This window comes from Paenibacillus sediminis, from assembly GCF_017873765.1.
In the GTDB taxonomy this organism is placed as follows: Bacteria; Bacillota; Bacilli; order Paenibacillales; family Paenibacillaceae; genus Paenibacillus_AG; species Paenibacillus_AG sediminis.
The window spans coordinates 218,978-237,033 of sequence record NZ_JAGGKP010000004.1; the positions used below are offsets into that span (position 1 = coordinate 218,978).

Annotated in this window: 13 protein-coding genes and 1 tRNA gene; 1 reads left to right on the top strand and 13 read right to left on the bottom strand. The window is 40.1% G+C overall.

The genetic code is table 11. The features are described from left to right. Positions 1-17 precede the first annotated feature (17 nt). The 3 genes from darT to J2Z20_RS10860 form a co-directional block, all read right to left on the bottom strand. The gene (darT, locus tag J2Z20_RS10850) at positions 18-1,367 is read right to left on the bottom strand and encodes a type II toxin-antitoxin system toxin DNA ADP-ribosyl transferase DarT (RefSeq protein ID WP_209849481.1); all 1,350 of its coding nucleotides are present in this window, start codon (positions 1,365-1,367) and stop codon (positions 18-20) included. 1,081 nt (positions 1,368-2,448) lie between these two features. Next, entirely contained in the window at positions 2,449-2,967 is a 519-nt protein-coding gene (locus tag J2Z20_RS10855; RefSeq protein ID WP_209849484.1) for a hypothetical protein, read from the bottom strand. Positions 2,968-3,217: 250 nt separating this feature from the next. Continuing rightward, entirely contained in the window at positions 3,218-4,576 is a 1,359-nt protein-coding gene (locus J2Z20_RS10860) for a chymotrypsin family serine protease (protein WP_209849487.1), read from the bottom strand. Positions 4,577-5,849: 1,273 nt separating this feature from the next. Here J2Z20_RS10860 and J2Z20_RS10865 point away from each other — a divergent pair. Further along, positions 5,850-6,335, top strand: a complete 486-nt coding sequence (locus J2Z20_RS10865) for a cell envelope integrity TolA family protein (RefSeq protein WP_209849490.1) — start codon at positions 5,850-5,852, stop codon at positions 6,333-6,335. A gap of 148 nt (positions 6,336-6,483) precedes the next feature. On the opposite strand, the gene J2Z20_RS10870 is transcribed toward J2Z20_RS10865, so the two are convergent. From J2Z20_RS10870 to J2Z20_RS10915, 10 genes are all read right to left on the bottom strand, one after another. Continuing rightward, the gene (locus tag J2Z20_RS10870; protein ID WP_209849493.1) at positions 6,484-6,690 is read right to left on the bottom strand and encodes a helix-turn-helix domain-containing protein; all 207 of its coding nucleotides are present in this window, start codon (positions 6,688-6,690) and stop codon (positions 6,484-6,486) included. A 192-nt stretch (positions 6,691-6,882) separates the two neighbouring features. Further along, complete coding sequence (gene glmS / locus J2Z20_RS10875) at positions 6,883-8,715, bottom strand: glutamine--fructose-6-phosphate transaminase (isomerizing) (RefSeq protein ID WP_209849496.1); 1,833 nt, start codon at positions 8,713-8,715, stop codon at positions 6,883-6,885. 565 nt (positions 8,716-9,280) lie between these two features. Continuing rightward, the gene (gene glmM, locus J2Z20_RS10880) at positions 9,281-10,621 is read right to left on the bottom strand and encodes a phosphoglucosamine mutase (protein WP_209849499.1); all 1,341 of its coding nucleotides are present in this window, start codon (positions 10,619-10,621) and stop codon (positions 9,281-9,283) included. Positions 10,622-10,662: 41 nt separating this feature from the next. Further along, complete coding sequence (locus J2Z20_RS10885) at positions 10,663-12,081, bottom strand: CdaR family protein (protein ID WP_209849502.1); 1,419 nt, start codon at positions 12,079-12,081, stop codon at positions 10,663-10,665. After that, the gene (cdaA, locus tag J2Z20_RS10890) at positions 12,065-12,904 is read right to left on the bottom strand and encodes a diadenylate cyclase CdaA (RefSeq protein ID WP_209849504.1); all 840 of its coding nucleotides are present in this window, start codon (positions 12,902-12,904) and stop codon (positions 12,065-12,067) included. The genes J2Z20_RS10885 and cdaA overlap by 17 nt, the downstream gene beginning before the upstream one ends. Positions 12,905-13,092: 188 nt before the next feature. After that, on the bottom strand, positions 13,093-13,707 hold the full coding sequence (locus J2Z20_RS10895; RefSeq protein ID WP_209849507.1) for a zf-HC2 domain-containing protein: 615 nt from the start codon (positions 13,705-13,707) through the stop codon (positions 13,093-13,095). 114 nt (positions 13,708-13,821) lie between these two features. Then, complete coding sequence (sigW, locus tag J2Z20_RS10900) at positions 13,822-14,391, bottom strand: RNA polymerase sigma factor SigW (protein WP_209849510.1); 570 nt, start codon at positions 14,389-14,391, stop codon at positions 13,822-13,824. A 184-nt stretch (positions 14,392-14,575) separates the two neighbouring features. Next, positions 14,576-17,368 (bottom strand): phosphoenolpyruvate carboxylase, encoded by a 2,793-nt coding sequence (gene ppc, locus J2Z20_RS10905; RefSeq protein ID WP_209849522.1) that lies wholly within the window; start codon positions 17,366-17,368, stop codon positions 14,576-14,578. Between the two features lie 208 nt (positions 17,369-17,576). Then, a complete protein-coding gene (locus J2Z20_RS18245) occupies positions 17,577-17,930 on the bottom strand; it encodes an S-layer homology domain-containing protein (RefSeq protein ID WP_342454296.1) in 354 nt (117 codons plus the stop codon). Positions 17,931-17,958: 28 nt separating this feature from the next. Then, positions 17,959-18,032: transfer RNA gene (locus J2Z20_RS10915), tRNA-Gly, on the bottom strand. Positions 18,033-18,056 lie beyond the last annotated feature (24 nt).

Consider the following 18,056-nt stretch of genomic DNA (forward strand, 5'->3'; position numbering starts at 1 on the left):
GGTATTTATAGATTTTATTAGCTTAGTACATTTTTAATAAGATTAGGAATCCCCATCTTCGTAGTAAAATACCATGTGTAGTTTATTGATTTAATATCTGCTAGTGATAGAGCTGCCAGCATATTTAAATCATTACCAGATTTATTAAGATCTATTAATTCTTTCTTGGTTCTTCCATTATTTATTATGTCACCAATGATATCGTGGTAACCCACTAGAAAACAAATTGAGTCAATTTCATATTCTGATAAATCCTCGAATTCTTCAATAAGTATTCTCTCCATCATCTTTAGAGAATCAGCAGGGTGATCAGCATAAGCAGGTTGCACCCCATCCTTCCACTTTGTTTTTGGTCCTTTCCCTATATCATGAAAATATCCGGCAAGCTTCACAATTGCTTTGTCCTGATCATCAAGTCCATCAAAGTAATTAATTGAGTCTAAATTTCCCACTACATCCTTTGTATGTTCACAAACCATATTCCTATGAGCATCATTCTTTGTCTCTAATTCATATATACCTCTCAACTCTTCAATAATACAAAAATTGTTTTTAATTTTAATAAGCGCATCTTTTACATCTTTAAATGAAGGATTGAAGGGTCTTTCCTGCGATCTTCTTTCAATTATATCATCAGTTATTTCATTATACAGTTCTTTCAAGCTATTTGGACCTGTAACAAGTGTTTCATTATGTCTATCCTTAAAGTTCTCACTATCCTTAAAGAAGAATTTCGTGAAATAAAACCGTGTATCATTAAATGGTTCATAAGTGACCTTAGGCTTTTCCAATCCCTTTTCCTTAAAAAGACCTTCAATTCGTTCCTTACATAACTTGTTGAAAACAATGAAACTTTCTATCCAATCCAACGGTACATTATTGTGAACTAAAACTTCAGCCATTCTCGCATTCAATTCAGCTCGTGGAGTGCCCCATCTTTTAGAATCAATTTGTAACCAGTTTAACTTATCCAGGTGCTGTGGATCACTATAGAAGTTAGGAAGATTATGTGTATTCGCTGAAGCATCCGTAAATATTACGTGATTTTCATTTAATTTCTCAATGGATATAGCCAAATATACTACATATGGCTGATCTATATTTTTATTATTTAAAAGAGAAAGTAGCATTGGATTTGTTCCTGCAAAATAAAAGGGAACATAATCATGTATATTTCCATGTGGATGACAAGGAACCTGAGTATTACTTCTTCTTATTTGAATATTCTCATTAGCCACATTGACATGGCTTATTCCTCTTGAATTTTTTTGGTTCGTTGAAATTAGACCATTATCAATAATTGATTCAATATTGTCCATATGAGTAAAATGATAAAAATATCTGTTAGAATGCTTTGCTGGAATCATAGTTTAAAGCCCTCCGTTAAAACCAATTTTTTATCAATAATGTTTCCGTAAATTTACTAGCATCATCGAGCGGCTATTTATTTACTCCTTATTTCACCACACGCTAAATCACATTCTTGATCGTTTAGGCTGTTCACCAAAAATAAGGTGCCTATAAGATAGTTTTATTACAAAGCATGATCCCCCCATGAAGTCTAATACTCTTTTTTTCTTTATATTTCGACAACTTATATGGGCATACCTTCCAATATCTTTAATAGACCGGTGACCTTAGTACTACTCTATACACTCAGTCCGTGCTCTCGTTTAATCAAGCTTGGCACTTTACTAAACTTCAGGTTCTCACCTCCCTTCGAGGCAAAATTAAAAACGCCTACTTAATCAGTGGCGTTTTCGTCTTTAGTCTGATGGCTAGGATCATTGCCCTCTTTTCTATTAGCACTGTATTACGGCGCTTTTGATCAGAATCTCATCCCTCGATCTATTGATATTAATAAACTACTTTGTTACTAGGCTACAGCCAACTCCACAATACCCATTTATTTCCAACTCGTTTTATTCGACTTCCAATAGTATGAACAGTGGATTATTTATTAGTAACAATAGGGCAAACATGGATAGAGAAAGGACTCACCTCAAAGGTGAGTCCTTTCTCTCGTAGTGGCACGGTGTAGTAAAGTTTAACAACTGCAGGAACGGCATGCTAACACCGGATCCAGGAATCAATGTATGTATCAACTGTCCAAAGAAAATAAAGTTTTAAACTGGGTTTGCTGATCCTACGCGTATCTTTGAATTGCTAACCGTCAGACTCCGAATATTAAGTTTTAGACTGACTCCAATATAAAAACAGCGGCAGCATCGGAATGGAAAATAAAGTCCAAGACTGCTACTGCAGGAGGGATTCGTTAAAATGCCAGTATATCAGACTTGGTAACAACGCGCTTATCGCGCGTCCGCTCTAAGCACTTATTCTTCAAAGAATAAGTATTTGACTGACCCAAAAAATCGAAACAGCGGCAACCATGAACGAGAAAATAAAGTCATAGACTGACGCTTTGTTAATGCTATCGTTTCCCGTTTATTTGATGATTATCGATGTTTTTACGCTAGGATACAACTTGGGTTTATCAGCAAGAAATGCACTATGTCTTTTGAGAGGAAGCGAAACCTTTACGTCATAAGTGCCAGGGTCTGCACGGTTTTTTCCACTCATCGGTACAAAAACTAACTTTTGATCAATCGTTTGACTGGGTTTTAATTCAGAACTGTTGATGTCCGTCGAACAAGCCTTTCGAGTTGCGTCCAATTCTAATTTAGCGTTTAAATACTCTTTTGAATTTTTATTAACAATCTGTATCAACAAGTTATTCGGACAACTGGAACTGCCTGATCCATAACTTATCGAATTTTTACCTATATTTGTAACCTTTGCATATACCGCGATTTCATCATTCAATCCGAATTGTTTTTTACTCAGTAGAATCTCGTATGCTAAGTCTCCAATTGTTTCCTTATAATGAATCGGAACGACTCTACTGGCTGTTGATGAACATCCTGTAACAATTACTATAATGAATATTAATAACAATTTTTTCAATGAGTTTCCTCCTAATGATTTAATTGTCATAATTATTTGCGAGTTAAATTATGGAAGTTAAACGAGGATCGACTTTTATTTATACTAATTAATCTGCCCGTTCGCTAGAGCAATCATTTTACCACATGAATTACCTGCCATTTGCTTAAAAGGCTACCGACAATTTCGGCAGCCTGTTTAGATCACACTAGGTACAACATGTTTATCCGCATTCTCTGCATGGTCTTATCGAGATTAACTTGTACTATTATTAACCCTGTAAACCACTAAGCGGTGAGTCATTTGTGGAAGTGTACTGATCGAAGGCTGAGGAAAAAAATTTCTGCATATCATAAGCTGGTGTTGCAAACATCGTTTCAAACAAGTCTAATTTTTTCTGAGCATCCAGATATTCAATCCCACCTCCAGATTCAATACCTACTAACTTATATCCACTTGCAGTATAAACAGTAGAACCACTATCCCCACCTGCACACATATACTGATTTCCATTACTTCCTACAAATCCAAGACCATCCTTTACAGGAATTTCAATAGTTTTAACACTAAAACTATCACCATAAGTTACATAAAGAATTGGTTGATTTACATATCCACCAGTAATACCCGTCATGTTCCCTGACTTATTGACTGCAAGACCCGGAACGACATCGGTTGAGGAAATCCAGTGGGTCAATTGCCCATCAATATCCCCACCATTGTTCATTGTATAAAATCTAGAGTTTACCCAGTCTGCTGTATTGGTTAGTCGAATCAAGCCTAGATCATATTGTGAAGTAGCATTATATCCACTCCAGTGTTGATAGCCTATCATTCTAGTACCGTATGTTGATCCGCCGTTAATGGCATTATAGGTAGAATTTGTTGACGATGCATGTTTAAGACCGTGCCCTGTGGTAACCATGAAAGCCTGATTGTTTTTAACTGCGATAAATCCCGAAGTAAATTGCTCATAATCTACAAGATTAGAATTACCTACATTATCAATACCAATTTGAATACCGCCGCCAAGGTTATTAAAAGGATAATCACGAGTATGACTAGTGGTACTTGCTTTAACCGGGTCATTAGTAATAGTAAGTACATCCGGGAACTTTGTATTTAAGTTAGCGATTTGTTCAGCAGTCAAATTTGCCTTAACTGTAATTGTTTCATTTTGCAAATCGTAGCCCACTTGGTGATCTTCAGTTGTGAGTTTATCTACATACTTTGCCACATCATCAGTTGTATCACGAAGGTATTTAGGATTATGCTTTGCTGTTTTAAATTTAACTTTAGTGCCTAATGCGGATTCAAGGTCTTTGCGAATGTCCTGCATTTGTTTCGTGTCTGTCTTATCAACGATGAACACAACCTTTTGGTTGTCCGTATCGTTGATGTCATAATAATAAGCAGCTTGGTCAAAAAAAGCGTCCGCATCTTCCGAAAACTCTTTTTTTATTTCATCACTAACAACAGGAGAAACTTGTTCTTGCCAGTTTTTTACTTTTTCGAAATCTGATTTAGCCTTCATCTGTGAAATCTCATCAGCTGAAGCTCTCGTCAAGTTAACTCCACCAACGGTTATCGTTAAAACCAACGCAAAAGCCAATACAGAACGCTTAAACAATTAAAAAACTCCTTTAGATTATTAATTTTAATATTATTCGTATAATATACGGGGTTCCGCAACAAGTCAATGAACACTTTATGGTAATTTTAATATTACAATTCGATATAAAAAAATGTTAATTTAATTACTCCACAGAAAAGTAAACTGAAAATTAGTGGCATACTAGAGTACGTTATTTTTTAATAACGTGGGCATTACCGAACTTTTACGCAGGCGAATGTTCAATCGGATCAGCTATAGTTACGCTAAACTCTGTCGATGTGTTGCCGAAGCACCCATAGAAGTCTAATACTTTATTTTCTGCTGACATTAAAAGCTCTTCCCTTCTCTGTTCCAATGATTTGTTTAATGTTGTCTTCCTTTTTTGATTGCTTAACCTTTTTCGGATACCAGGCTGGTATTTCTTCAACCAGAGAAAATCATGAGTGTACAGCCATGTATAATTACTTCCATATAATTTCTAAGTTCCGTCTGTGCAGCCTTTGAATTATCCCGATAAATTATCAAAAATTGATTTCTTCTATTCACTAACGTGTTATACTTCATTCCATTTCGTCCTATTGGAGGTGGCAAATGCTGCTCAAACCATTTGCTATCTGAGTATCGCCCAGAGAAAAAGAATTGGTTACTCTTTCACAAAAAAGACAGGACTTTCTGCTAAGCATCGTGATTGATGGAGATTTACTTTCCCAAACTGTTCTTTTAATCTGAGTCTTAAAAAACAGTACCTACACCTTGTTCTCTTGCCATTTGTGTCAAATAAACAATTTCATTATTATGTAACTCTTCGAATTTTTCATCGCATAATTTGCCCGGTTTACGGAATCAAATCTACTGGTAGATAACTTCCTTTTTTTATCCGGTCCTAATCTTGCGAACCCGCATTCCGTACATTAAAATTCTGAAAATAATTTCATTTTGATTTTCCCCTTTATTTATTACTTTCCCATTGAGCATTATGTATTTTAAATAAATAACGGATTTTTTTAACAGTATTCTGTTAAGCTGTTGTCAATTGAACGAATACAGAGGACCTGATAGGTGATGGGGGAGTGATAACATACTCTCATCTCACAAAAATAAAGGAAACACCAAAGAGTAAGCTTAATGGCTATATCAATGGTCCTTGCTATTGAGTTATTGATGACAAATAAGTGCCTCAAAAGTAGAAAATGCTGTAGAATAAATAGTAAAGAGGTACGATTGGTTTTTGAAGCAAACAAGGGGACGGATCAGAACTGCAGCGAAACATGAATATTGGAGTGACAACATGAGCAATGAAAATTGGAGTGAACTCTACGATGAATGGAGAGCTCAAGATAATAAAGATCGTTTACAGCAACAAGCAAAACAATATTACAGACCTGTAAAGGAATCTAAAGAGGATGTGGAAATAAGAAAATCAAAACTGCAAGAGGAAATCGCAGAAGCTAACCGGCGAATTGAAGAAAAGAAGAGACTGGAGGCAGAACTCGAGAATAAAAGAAAAGCTGAGCTAATTGCTAAAGAAGAGGAACAGAGACGGGCGGAAGAATTCAAATCCTTGGAAAATGCAGAGGGTGCCCTTAAAGTAGCAGGAATTTTAGCCTTACTATTAATTGTCCTTCTATTAACAAACCACGATATTGGTGCTTTTCTCACTATAATACTGTTTATAGTAGCTGTTTACTTTACGATAAGAAACTGGGATGCTCGCTTTTCAATATTTCTAATTAATATACTTCGGGACTGTTTCTTAGGGTTTATTCAGATCTAATTATAAGCTCAGGCAACAACTATGATGTAAGAGAACAAACTCTTTGTAAGAGTCACCAACTATGATGTATAGTTACCAACTTTAATGTCTCTGAACAATCAGTTGCCATGTTTATTTGTTGGTTTCCAACTTTATTTCCTTGTTTCCATTAATCTATATCGCTTAAAAGTTCGTTTAAATCAACTTTAAATCTCTTTCTTAGTGCAATTAACGTTTCAGCTGATGGCTTCGTAATATCTTTCTCAATTTCACTTAACCGCCCTTGTGAAATTCCTAATAATGACGAGAACTCAACTTGTGTCATCTCATTTAAGTTGCGTATCCTTTTTACCCGTGTACCGATTGTCCCCGACATTTAATGGCTCCTTCATAAAAAGGCCCGATGATCCAATAAGCATCATCGGGCCTTTTCTAGTAGTTCAATATCTCTTGTTTGGATAATAAAACAACACTTTATTGCAATATCCTACTTTAGAACATAACTTTATTGTTCAGAACAAGACTTTATTGTAAAGAATCACACAATCATTCAACAACTTACTTCCCTTTACTCCACAGTGACGCTCTTCGCCAAGTTACGTGGTTTATCCACATCGTTGCCGCGAGCGAGGGATGCGTAGTAAGAGAGCAATTGCAGTGGTACTACAGCAAGTGCTGGAGTAAGAATCGGCAATGTTTTAGGAATTGCAAATGCTTGGTCTACAGATTTCAGCAGTCCAGCAACGTGCTCTTCGAATGTAATTGCCATAACTTCAGCGCCGCGCGCTTTTACTTCTTTAATATTGCTTACTGTTTTCTCAAGGACGCTTTCTTGTGTTGCGAGTGCAATAACAGGAATTCCGTCTTCGATCAGAGCAAGCGTTCCGTGCTTCAATTCACCTGCTGCGTAAGCTTCAGAGTGAATGTAAGAAATTTCTTTCAGCTTAAGCGATCCTTCTTGAGCTACAGCATAGTCAAGACCGCGGCCGATGAAGAACAAGTCTTCATGTTTCGAAATTTGTTCTGCAAAGTCTTTAATGGCATCAGCTTGGGACAGCATCTTCTCAACTTGCTCAGGCAATGCTTGCATAGCAGCAATGATATGAGCAATTTGCTCTGGAGTTTGCGTTCCGCGTACTTCAGCAAGATACAAGCCCAGCAAGTAGAAAGCAATCAACTGAGAAGTATAAGCTTTCGTTGAAGCAACCGCAATTTCCGGTCCTGCAAGTGTTGTGATTACATCATCAGCATCACGAGCGATTGAGCTTCCGACTACGTTCGTAATGGCAAGCACATGCGCTCCGTGGCTTTGTGCTTCGCGAAGAGCTGCAAGTGTATCCGCCGTTTCACCGGATTGGCTCACGACGATAACGAGTGTCTCTGGCGTTACAATGGGTGAACGGTAACGGTATTCCGAGGCAACATCCGTTTCCACTGGAATTTTAACGAGTTGCTCGATAACACTGCGACCCACAAGACCTGCATGGTACGCTGTACCGCACGCTACAATTTGAACGTTGCGAATATTTTTAATTTGTTCTGGAGTCAGCTTAAGTTCAGGCAATACTACGTGTTTACCGGAAACGTCAATTCTGCCGCGCATTGTATCGCGGTATGCTTTAGGCTGTTCGTGAATTTCTTTTAACATGAAATGCTCAAAACCGCCTTTTTCTGCTGTTGTAGCATCCCAATCGACACGAATCATTTCCCGAGAAATAAAGTTGCCTTCAATAGTCATCAATTCGACAGCATCCTGTGTCAATACAGCCATTTCGCCGTCATTCAAAATGTACACATTACGTGTATATTCGAGAATCGCAGGAATATCAGATCCGATAAAATTCTCGCCTTCGCCAATACCGATAATAAGCGGACTTGCTTGACGAACTGCAACTAATTTATTAGGTTCATACTCTGTAAGCACTCCAAGCGCATATGCACCACGCATATGGCTAATCGCTTTTTGAACGGCTTTAACAATATCGCCTTCATATTCACGTGCAATCAGATGAGAAATGACCTCTGTATCCGTCTCTGACACAAAAGTGTGTCCTTCAGCGATCAGTTCTTCTTTCAACTCCAAGTAGTTTTCGATAATACCGTTATGAACAACGGAGAACTTGTGGCTGTCATCCGTATGCGGGTGGGAGTTGACATCAGACGGTTTACCGTGTGTTGCCCAGCGAGTATGTCCAATACCTACGGAACCAATAAGCGGTGCATTTTCAAGCTTCGTTTCAAGGTTAGCTAGACGGCCTTTCGCTTTCGCAATTTCAAGACCTTTGTCTGTGAATACAGCAATACCCGCAGAATCGTAACCGCGATACTCGAGTTTCTTAAGTCCTTCAATTAAGACGTTTTGTGTATTTCTTTTACCAATATATCCAACAATACCACACATATTATAATAACCTCCGAATTTTCGTATTCATTATGCAAAAAATGAAACTACGATAGGAGCGTGCGGCATGCGAGAGTTAAATGTATTTAATTTAATTGTCAATGAATCTAAAAAATCCACTCTTTATGGAAAATCTATCTTCACGAATGTACATTCTCCCGCGCAGCACGCACATTTTCGTACATTTTTCGCACATTCATGAAATCTTAAACGAATCAATCTTGTACAGTTTGCACCCATCGAAACGTTTGTGAGAGCAGTCGCCCGCTCCTTTTGCGCTTCAATTTACGGCTCTGGTGCATTACCGGGAGGTCCCCGCCGAACATTCCGAACACCTCCACCTCGTCAGCTTCGTTCTGCCGTGGAATTCATACTGTGAAGCAAGCATGTCATCCGCCCGCGCAAGAACAAGCTCTGGCGCTTAATTGTATACCTTACTACCCTCACTTTCTATATCTGAATCATACTCATTTATTATATGCATTATAAATACATTTGGCAAATGGCGATGAACCAAATAAAAAGCTGGCGAAAGTCATTTCACCAGCTCTGGTACAATCTATATTTACATAAGTTCTCGTTTCACGACATCAACAATTTCTGCTACATACTGCTCAACTTCTGCTTTATCAGGGCCTTCGGCCATAACACGAATAAGCGACTCTGTGCCTGAAGGACGTACTAGAACACGGCCGTTATCGCCAAGCTTCTCTTCAACGGACGCAATTGTATCTTCAATTGCTGCGTTTCCTTGATACTTGCTCTTATCTTCGACACGTACGTTCACTAACACCTGAGGGTATTTCCGCATAAGCGACTTCAGTTCACTTAGCGATTTGCCAGAAGCTTTGAGTGTATCCACCAATTGAATCGCCGTTAGAATGCCGTCACCCGTCGTATTGTAATCTAGGAATATAACGTGACCGGATTGTTCACCGCCTAAGTTATATCCGCCGCGGCGCATCTCTTCCATAACATAACGGTCACCCACTTGCGTCTTGGCTGTATTTAGACCAAGCTTCTCTGCGGCTTTATAGAAGCCGATGTTGCTCATCACTGTTGTTACGATCGTGCTGTCTTTAAGCTTGCCTGCGCGGTTCATTGCGTCACCGCAAATACACAAGATGTAATCTCCATCCACTTCTTGACCATTCTCGTCAATCGCGATCAGCCGATCTGCATCTCCATCAAAAGCAAGTCCTAAATGAGCTTTATGTTTCACGACTTCCTCTTTTAATTGCTCTGGATGAGTCGAGCCGCAGTGATCATTAATATTAAGGCCATTTGGCTCTGCGGCTATTGTAATGACTTCTGCACCCAATTCACGGAACAATTTTGGAGCAAGCTCGTAGGCTGCGCCGTTTGCGCAGTCAAGCACAATTTTCATACCTTCAAATGAATTGGAAATCGTCGTCTTCAAATAGTTGATATAATCATATTTCGACTGATTGTCTACATGAACCGTACCTAGTCCGCCGCCAGTAGGGCGAGGCAGTTCATCGTTCTCAGCATCCATCAGTTCTTCAATACGCAGCTCTGTTTCATCAGACAGCTTGAATCCGTCTGATCCAAAAAATTTAATCCCGTTATCTTGAACAGGATTATGTGAAGCTGAGATCATAACCCCTGCGTCAGCTTTAAGCAGACGTGTAATATAAGCAACCGCCGGCGTGCTCACTACGCCAAGACGAATAACATTCGCACCAATCGATAGCAGACCCGCTACTAGAGCAGATTCAAGCATAAGACCAGAGATCCGAGTATCCATCCCAATGACAACTTTAGGTTTCTCTGCTTCACCTGTAAGTACATATCCGCCGCAGCGTCCAATTTTATAAGCCATTTCAGGTGTTAGCTCTTTATTCGCTACTCCGCGTACCCCATCTGTTCCAAAATATTTACCCATGACCTTACCCCTTTTCTTGTTGACTATCACGTATATGCAGCTTAAGGACTGCTGCTCCCCGAGTTTGTGTCCTGACCATTGACACTTCCAGACACCTCAGACGCAGGGTCTGAGCTACCAGGATCGTTCCCAGGAGAATTTACTGGACTTCCTGGGTCACCATTTGGATTAGAGGAGCTTCCGTTTTTATCCCCCGTTGTACCGGTTCCATTAGTCGCTTTATCTTTCTCAGCAATTTCAACTCTAGCGATGAGATTGTCGGCTTGATTTACAAGTTTAATAAACTGCGGCAGCGTAATATGCACCGGTACTTGATGCGTGCCCGGCTTCAAATTGCTTACATTAACAGTAAGCTGTATATCTTCCGGTTTTAATGCATCCAGCAAATTGGATGCACCCGCTAATGTCAACGACATTCTTCCGTTTTGCGGACTCACGATCGTTGTATTCCACTCATCACGGCTTCCTTGGATAATAATCGGAATATCGTCTATAACGCGCTGTGCTTCAGGAACGACACTCAGTTCAACTTTTACAGAACTCGGCTCGATTTTCTCAAAACCTGGCGGTGGAGTCAAGTCTACATTCAGTTCTGTATTTCCCGCTCCCTTCACGTCGCTTAAATTAATCGTAACTCCTTTATAAGACTCCATTCCCTTAAGTGCTTCCTTGGGACCAAATAGAGCGACTTGGTTTACACTTGTCTTCACGCTAGCCAGATTAAGTCCTTCAGGCAGTTGCCCTGTATATTTCAGCTCAAGCGGAACAGTAATGTAAGGGGCTGCAAGGGATAGATCCACTTGGACTGTCGATGGCGAAATTTCCGCTTCTGGAATCTCTTTGCCTTCTTTATCGTAAGCTGCCAACTTCACTTTTTTATCTTTTATCGATGAATCTGCCCCATCAACATCAATAACCCCTTTGACTGATTTCACATCGTCAATTAAGTTTTCCGGCAAAGTGACTTTCACTTTATTGCTCGGCTTAATAATAGGCACACCCACTTGATATCCTTCTGCCGGTGTCCCTGTCGTTTCAATATTAACGTCAAATTCTTTGGTCTTCAGTTCTTCCAGATCAACCGTCACCATTGAAGGATCCATCGACACCATCTCTACGCCAGACGGAAGCTCATATGATAAAGGTATCGTATGCGTTCCAGGTTTAATCCCGCTTAAATCAACCATGACTTTATAATCACCGGCAAAAAACGATGTTATATCGGAACGCTTCCCTCTTACTTCAATACGGACTCTTTCCGGATTGATACTATTCAGTACGTACTTCTTAGTGTCCAAACCATAGGTCTGTACCTTAACATTATCAATAATACGCGTATCCAGCGTCGTCATCTGAGGTTTCGTAGACACATCGCCTTTATGGACCATGGCCCAGAGCAGCACACTGATGGCTAAAGCTAAAATTTTCGCTACATTGTTATTTTTAATCCACCGATCCATGACCGCTGCCTCCTCTCCACTTCCACAGTGATCCGCGTTTCTCTTTGATGGAAGAGTTCGGTTTTAGCTCCTCGTATAACTTAGATATAAGTGACTCCTCTTTAATATCTCGAACAACTTGGCCGTTGATCGCCAGCGATATTTGACCTGTCTCTTCAGACACGACAACAGATACAGCATCAGCCACCTCACTAACGCCAATAGCAGCTCTGTGGCGTGTACCGAGTTCCTTACTGATGAATGGATTTTCGGAAAGCGGTAAATAGCAGGCTGCGGCAGCAATCCGTTTGTCCCTTATAATAACGGCTCCATCGTGCAGCGGCGTATTTGGAATGAAAATATTAATAAGCAGCTCAGAGCTCACGAGAGACTCCATTGGAATTCCAGACTCAGTATATTCATTAATCCCTGTATGGCGTTCAAACACAATCAACGCGCCAATTTTTCTACGAGATAAATAATTAACTGCCTTAATAAGTTCACCGATTAATTTACTGATTTCTTCATCATCCGGCGTCACACGACCGAACATTTTCCCTCGGCCAAGCTTCTCTAGAGCTCGTCTTAGTTCTGGCTGAAAAATGATAAAAATGGCGACCACACCAAATGTAAACATTTGATTCATAAGCCATTTCAATGTATACAAATCAAACCAGGTACTGAGTGCCCAAATGACAACGAGTACCAAAATACCTTTCAGCAGTTGAATTGCTCTTGTTCCGCGTACGAGCAAAATCAATTGATACATAATGTACCCAACCACTAAAATATCTATAATATTCTTAAGCGTGTCTTGCCACGTTAAATTCGCTAAAAAATCCATGCCGAACCCCCGTTATTTCCTTATGTAGATTGGGCCAAACTGGAACTTTTCTTTCTATTTAAAATGTTCCCCTTTAACTCTAGGTTATAACGAACTCTAACCAGTTGCAAGTTTACAGTCATCAGAACAATAAAAAAGACGCCTTTTTCCCGCAAAGGGAGGCGCCAGCTTAACATTGGAAGTGGGAATTAGTAATAGGCGACTTCCGTAAACATATTTGTAAGTTTGTACCACAGCCAATCCATGGCTTGATTGATACTTTTGACTTGTCCGGAAATATGTGCAGTTGACGCTTGGTACAAAGAACCATCAATCACCGTGACATTCCCTTGAACTTCTCCGTATACCTTCGTTTTACCATTTTCGACGGTTAGATCACCAGCGACCGTTTTGCCTTCAGGAACAATGACCGTATCCCCTTCGATGACAACTTGATCTAAACTCGCTCCCTTAACGACGAGCTGATTATCGGAGTTCCAGATCGAAATCGAACTGAACACCATGATCAGCATAAACACAGCGGCAGCTGTAACGGCTGGATGCTGTTTAATCCAAGTCAGCCATACTTGCTGTTTCTTCGGTTTAGGCAAACTGTTAAGTATTCGATTGGTCAACTCGTCCGGAGCTGCAAACGAATGATGTTGCGCAGCATACAGCATCATATCTGTCTGCTCCAGCTCATGAAAAAGCTTAGAACAGTTTGGGCATTGCTCTAGATGACCTTTTAGCACAATCGCTTGATCTTTGGATAAATCATCATCTAAATATTCATGCATTAAAGAGACGGCCAGTCTGCAATCCATATGAGCCAATCCTTTCATTAAGTCTCTTATATTAAGCTGAGAATTATTCAACGTATGAGCATAAGACTTGCTTACTCTTCATACGTGCCGATAAACGATACGTTTCATTTATCTCTAAAATTTATTTTCCAATTTTTTACGCAAAAAATCACGTCCGCGGTGAACACGAGTCTTAATCGTCGTTACAGGCATGTCCAGCACATCGCTAATTTCTTGAAGGGATAAGTCCTGCAAGTACCGTAGAATCATGACTGACTTGTACTTCGCCGGAAGGCTGTCAATCGCATCGCGAATCGTCGTCTGTGTCTCCGATAGAAGAAACTCACTCTCAGGCGTTCGTTCATCCCCAGGAATCATCGCATAACCATCCGATCCCTCTTGATCATTCACCTCTGCATCGAGAGAATACACCGCTTTTCGCTTCCGCAGCCGATCAATACATAGATTAGTGCCAATACGATAAATCCAAGTTGAAAACTTTTGATGCTCATCGTATCGTTCTAAATTTTTATATACACGTAAAAAAGTTTCCTGCACAATATCCTCAGCTTCATGCCGATTGTTAAGCATTCGATAAGCCAAGTAATAAATTTTATCTTTATATAATTCAACGATCTCTGCAAAAGCCCGCTGATCACCTTTGCGCGCGAGCTTAGCCAATCTCGTTTCCATATGTTCCAACATCATTCCCCCAGATTCACGGACCGTTTTTTTTCATACGAAAAACACCCTCTGATCGGGGATGTTTTAAGATCCTGGGTCTATATTCATGGACTTAATAAAAATGGTAATTGAAACGATAGTAAAAATCAAGAAAAAGTCGAGGTCCGGGTATCGAACGCTCGACTTTTTCTTAAGTAAATGCTGATCAGCCTGTATTCCGGAGACCAGCTGCAATTCCATTAATCGTAAGCAACACTTCACGAAGCAATATCGGGTCATCCTCACCTTGATTGCGCAGTTCACGAAGCTCGGTAAGCAGCTGAACTTGCAAGTAACTGAGTGGATCAACGTATGGATTGCGAAGACGAATAGATTCCTGCAGAACAGGAACATCGTCAAGAATATCCTGTTGTCCCGTAATTTTCAAAATCATATCACGAGTAAGGTTGTATTCATCTTCGATTTGACCAAAGATACGATCATGAATCGCTTTATCTTTAATCATACTTGCATATTCCTTCGCAATGGTAAGATCCGCTTTCGCAACAGCCATCTGCAAAATGTCAATTAACTGACGGAAGAATGAGAAGTTCTTGTACATCTCTTGAAGGATTTTCAGATTCTCTTCTTTGTCTTGATAAAAGCTGTACAGACCTGTACCCGCTGCATACCAAGCCGGAAGCAAATAACGGCTCTGTGTCCAAGCGAATACCCAAGGAATAGCACGTAAATCCTCGAATCGATTGCTGTTTTTGCGCTTCGATGGACGAGACCCAATATTGAGCTCCCCGACTTCTTGAAGCGGCGTCGATTCTCTGAAGAAAGTTAAGAAATCCGGATCATTGAAGATGAGATCTTGATATTTCTTAAGAGATACTTCCGACATATTTCGAATGATGTTATCCCAGTACTCTTCATTTACATTATCTTCAGGCAGACGAGCATTAATAGCCGCCTTAATAAGTGCTGATGTTGCTTGCTCCAAACTACGGTATGCGATTCCTTTTAACGAATAACGGGATGAGATGACCTCACCTTGTTCGGTAATTTTAATACCTGCACCAATCGTATGAGGAGGCTGTGCTAGTATACTGCGATTAAGTGGCATCCCACCGCGGCCTAGCGCTCCGCCGCGACCATGGAAGAACTTCAGCTTGACGCCAAAATCAGAAGCTGTTGCCGTAATTTCTTTCAAAGCAACTCTTAGTTCATAGTTCGCTGTAACGACACCGCCGTCTTTGTTGCTGTCTGAATAACCAAGCATAATTTCTTGTACATCATTCATAACCGTGACCGCTTCACGGTAAATTGGCAGACTGAGCAGCTCGCGCATAATACGCGGCGCATCGTGCAAATCGTCAATCGTTTCAAAGAGCGGTACAGATTGCAATGTACAAATGACGGTTCCATCGGACTCTTTACGGAATAGACCAACTTCCTTGGCAAATACCATCACTTCCAAAATATCGCTCGTTCCAGCCGCCATACTAATCAAATAGCTTGTAATACAGTGTTTGCCGAACTCTTGCTGCGCTCTGTAAATAGTACGGTATACGTCCAAACATTCCTTCGTGCTGTCACTATATTGCTGATATGGGGAAGTAAGTGGACGCGGATCATTTAGAAGCTGATCGAGCAGCTTAATTTTCTCATCTTCAGAAAGACTGCCATAATCATCAACAATGCGCATTTTTGCCAAAATTTCAGTCATCGCATTCTCATGCTCTTGGCTATGCTGACGCACATCTAATGTGGCTGTATGGAACCCGAACAATTCGACCTGACGAATTAATTTTTTAATACAAATATCTGCAACATAATCCGCATAATGATGGCGAAGGCTGGCGTCAATAATTTTCAAATCGTTAATAAATTGCTCTGGTGTATCATAACGTTCTTTGGTGCCTTTTTTGCTTTCATCCAGAACGTTATTTAATTTCTCCATCATATATGCCAGCTTAACGCGGTATGGCTCGTTCTCATTACGCCAAGCTTGAGTTTTCTTTAGAGTCACATGTTTGCGATCTTCCAAAATAGACAATAACAATTCATTGGATACCGTTACAATCGTTGTACTGAAGCTCAGGTATTGAACAAGTTCTTGTAGAATACGCTGATACTCGCGAATAGCCAACTTACGCTGCATGCGAAGTGTCTCCCAAGTAATGTCGGCTGTAACGGATGGGTTGCCATCACGGTCACCGCCAATCCAAGAACCAAAGCGCAAGTATGTCGGAACGTGCCAATCGGTCTCCGGATAATATTTGCTTAGGCATCTCTCAAGCTCTTCGTAAACATCAGGCAGAACATGAAATAATGTCTCATGAAAATAATACATTCCGTTGCGAACTTCATCGAGCACGGTAGGTTTACGATCACGAAGCTCATCAGTTTGCCATAATGTGATCACTTCATTCAGTAATTTCTCACGCAGTTGTTCCCGTTCACGCAACGTTAGTGTAGGGTTATCGAGCTGCATTACATCTTCAGAGATACGCTTGTGGATGTCGAGTATCGCTCTGCGCATCGCCTCTGTAGGGTGTGCAGTCATTACAAGTTCAAGTGAAAGTTCAGAAATAATTTCTTGCACTTCTTGATAGGAGAAGCCGCGCTCTTTCAAATCTTGAACAGCACTTTCAATCGAACCTGGCTGAACTGTCTCTCCGGCAGAACGCTCGTAGTCTCTTTTACGACGAATTCGGTGGTTCTGCTCTGCGATATTAACCAACTGAAAATAAATAGCGAACGCTCGAATCACCTGATGGCGATTGTCTGGTTCTAATTTATCAATGATTTGTTTAAACTCCTCATACAATTCAGGCAAAAACACAGAACGCATGGATTTACTTGTCTCACGAATTTTCTCTACGATGTCTAGTAATTCATTTCCGCCTTGATGGACAAGAACTTCTCCGAGAATATTGCCCAAGAACCGTACGTCACGCCGCAGCAGGTTGTTGGAATGATTTTTGCCCTCGGAAACCGTAAGTTCAGTCATAGCTACTACTCCTCCTCACTTATCCGTTCTATACATATCTCTTATTCGTTTCTTAACATCATACAATAAACTGCACCTAAAATCTAAACTTTTATGAAATAAAATTTAAATAGGAATCTATTAAGTCATAATATATATCATTCACACGTCATATTTACCTTTGTCTAGCAAAAAAAGCCATCCCATAGCTTCTCGCTTATGGGACAGCTCATTTTAATATCTTAAGCTTTACTCCACTGCCCTTACCTAAAGTTTCAGATTCCAACGAAAATACTCGGTTGATCAGAACTGTAAATTCAGCTCTCGTCATCGATGCATCAGGTTTCAAACTGCCATCTGTATAACCTTTAATTAACCCAATATCAAGCCATTTGCCCATTAAGCTCGCAGCCCAATGATCTTTAGTTAGAATGTAAGCAATTATTATGCGGCTAGTAATTTGAATTAGGATTGGAAGTTGGAAGATAGATAGGGATTCATAAAGGGAACAGTAACATATATATTCAAAGATATGAATTAATAACTCTGACCTGCAAAACAAGACCATAAAACAAAAAAACATCACTATACAGTGATGTTATCATTATGTATGGAGCGGGTGATGGGAATCGAACCCACGCTACCAGCTTGGAAGGCTGGAGTTCTACCATTGAACTACACCCGCATTATATAATGGTCGGGACGACAC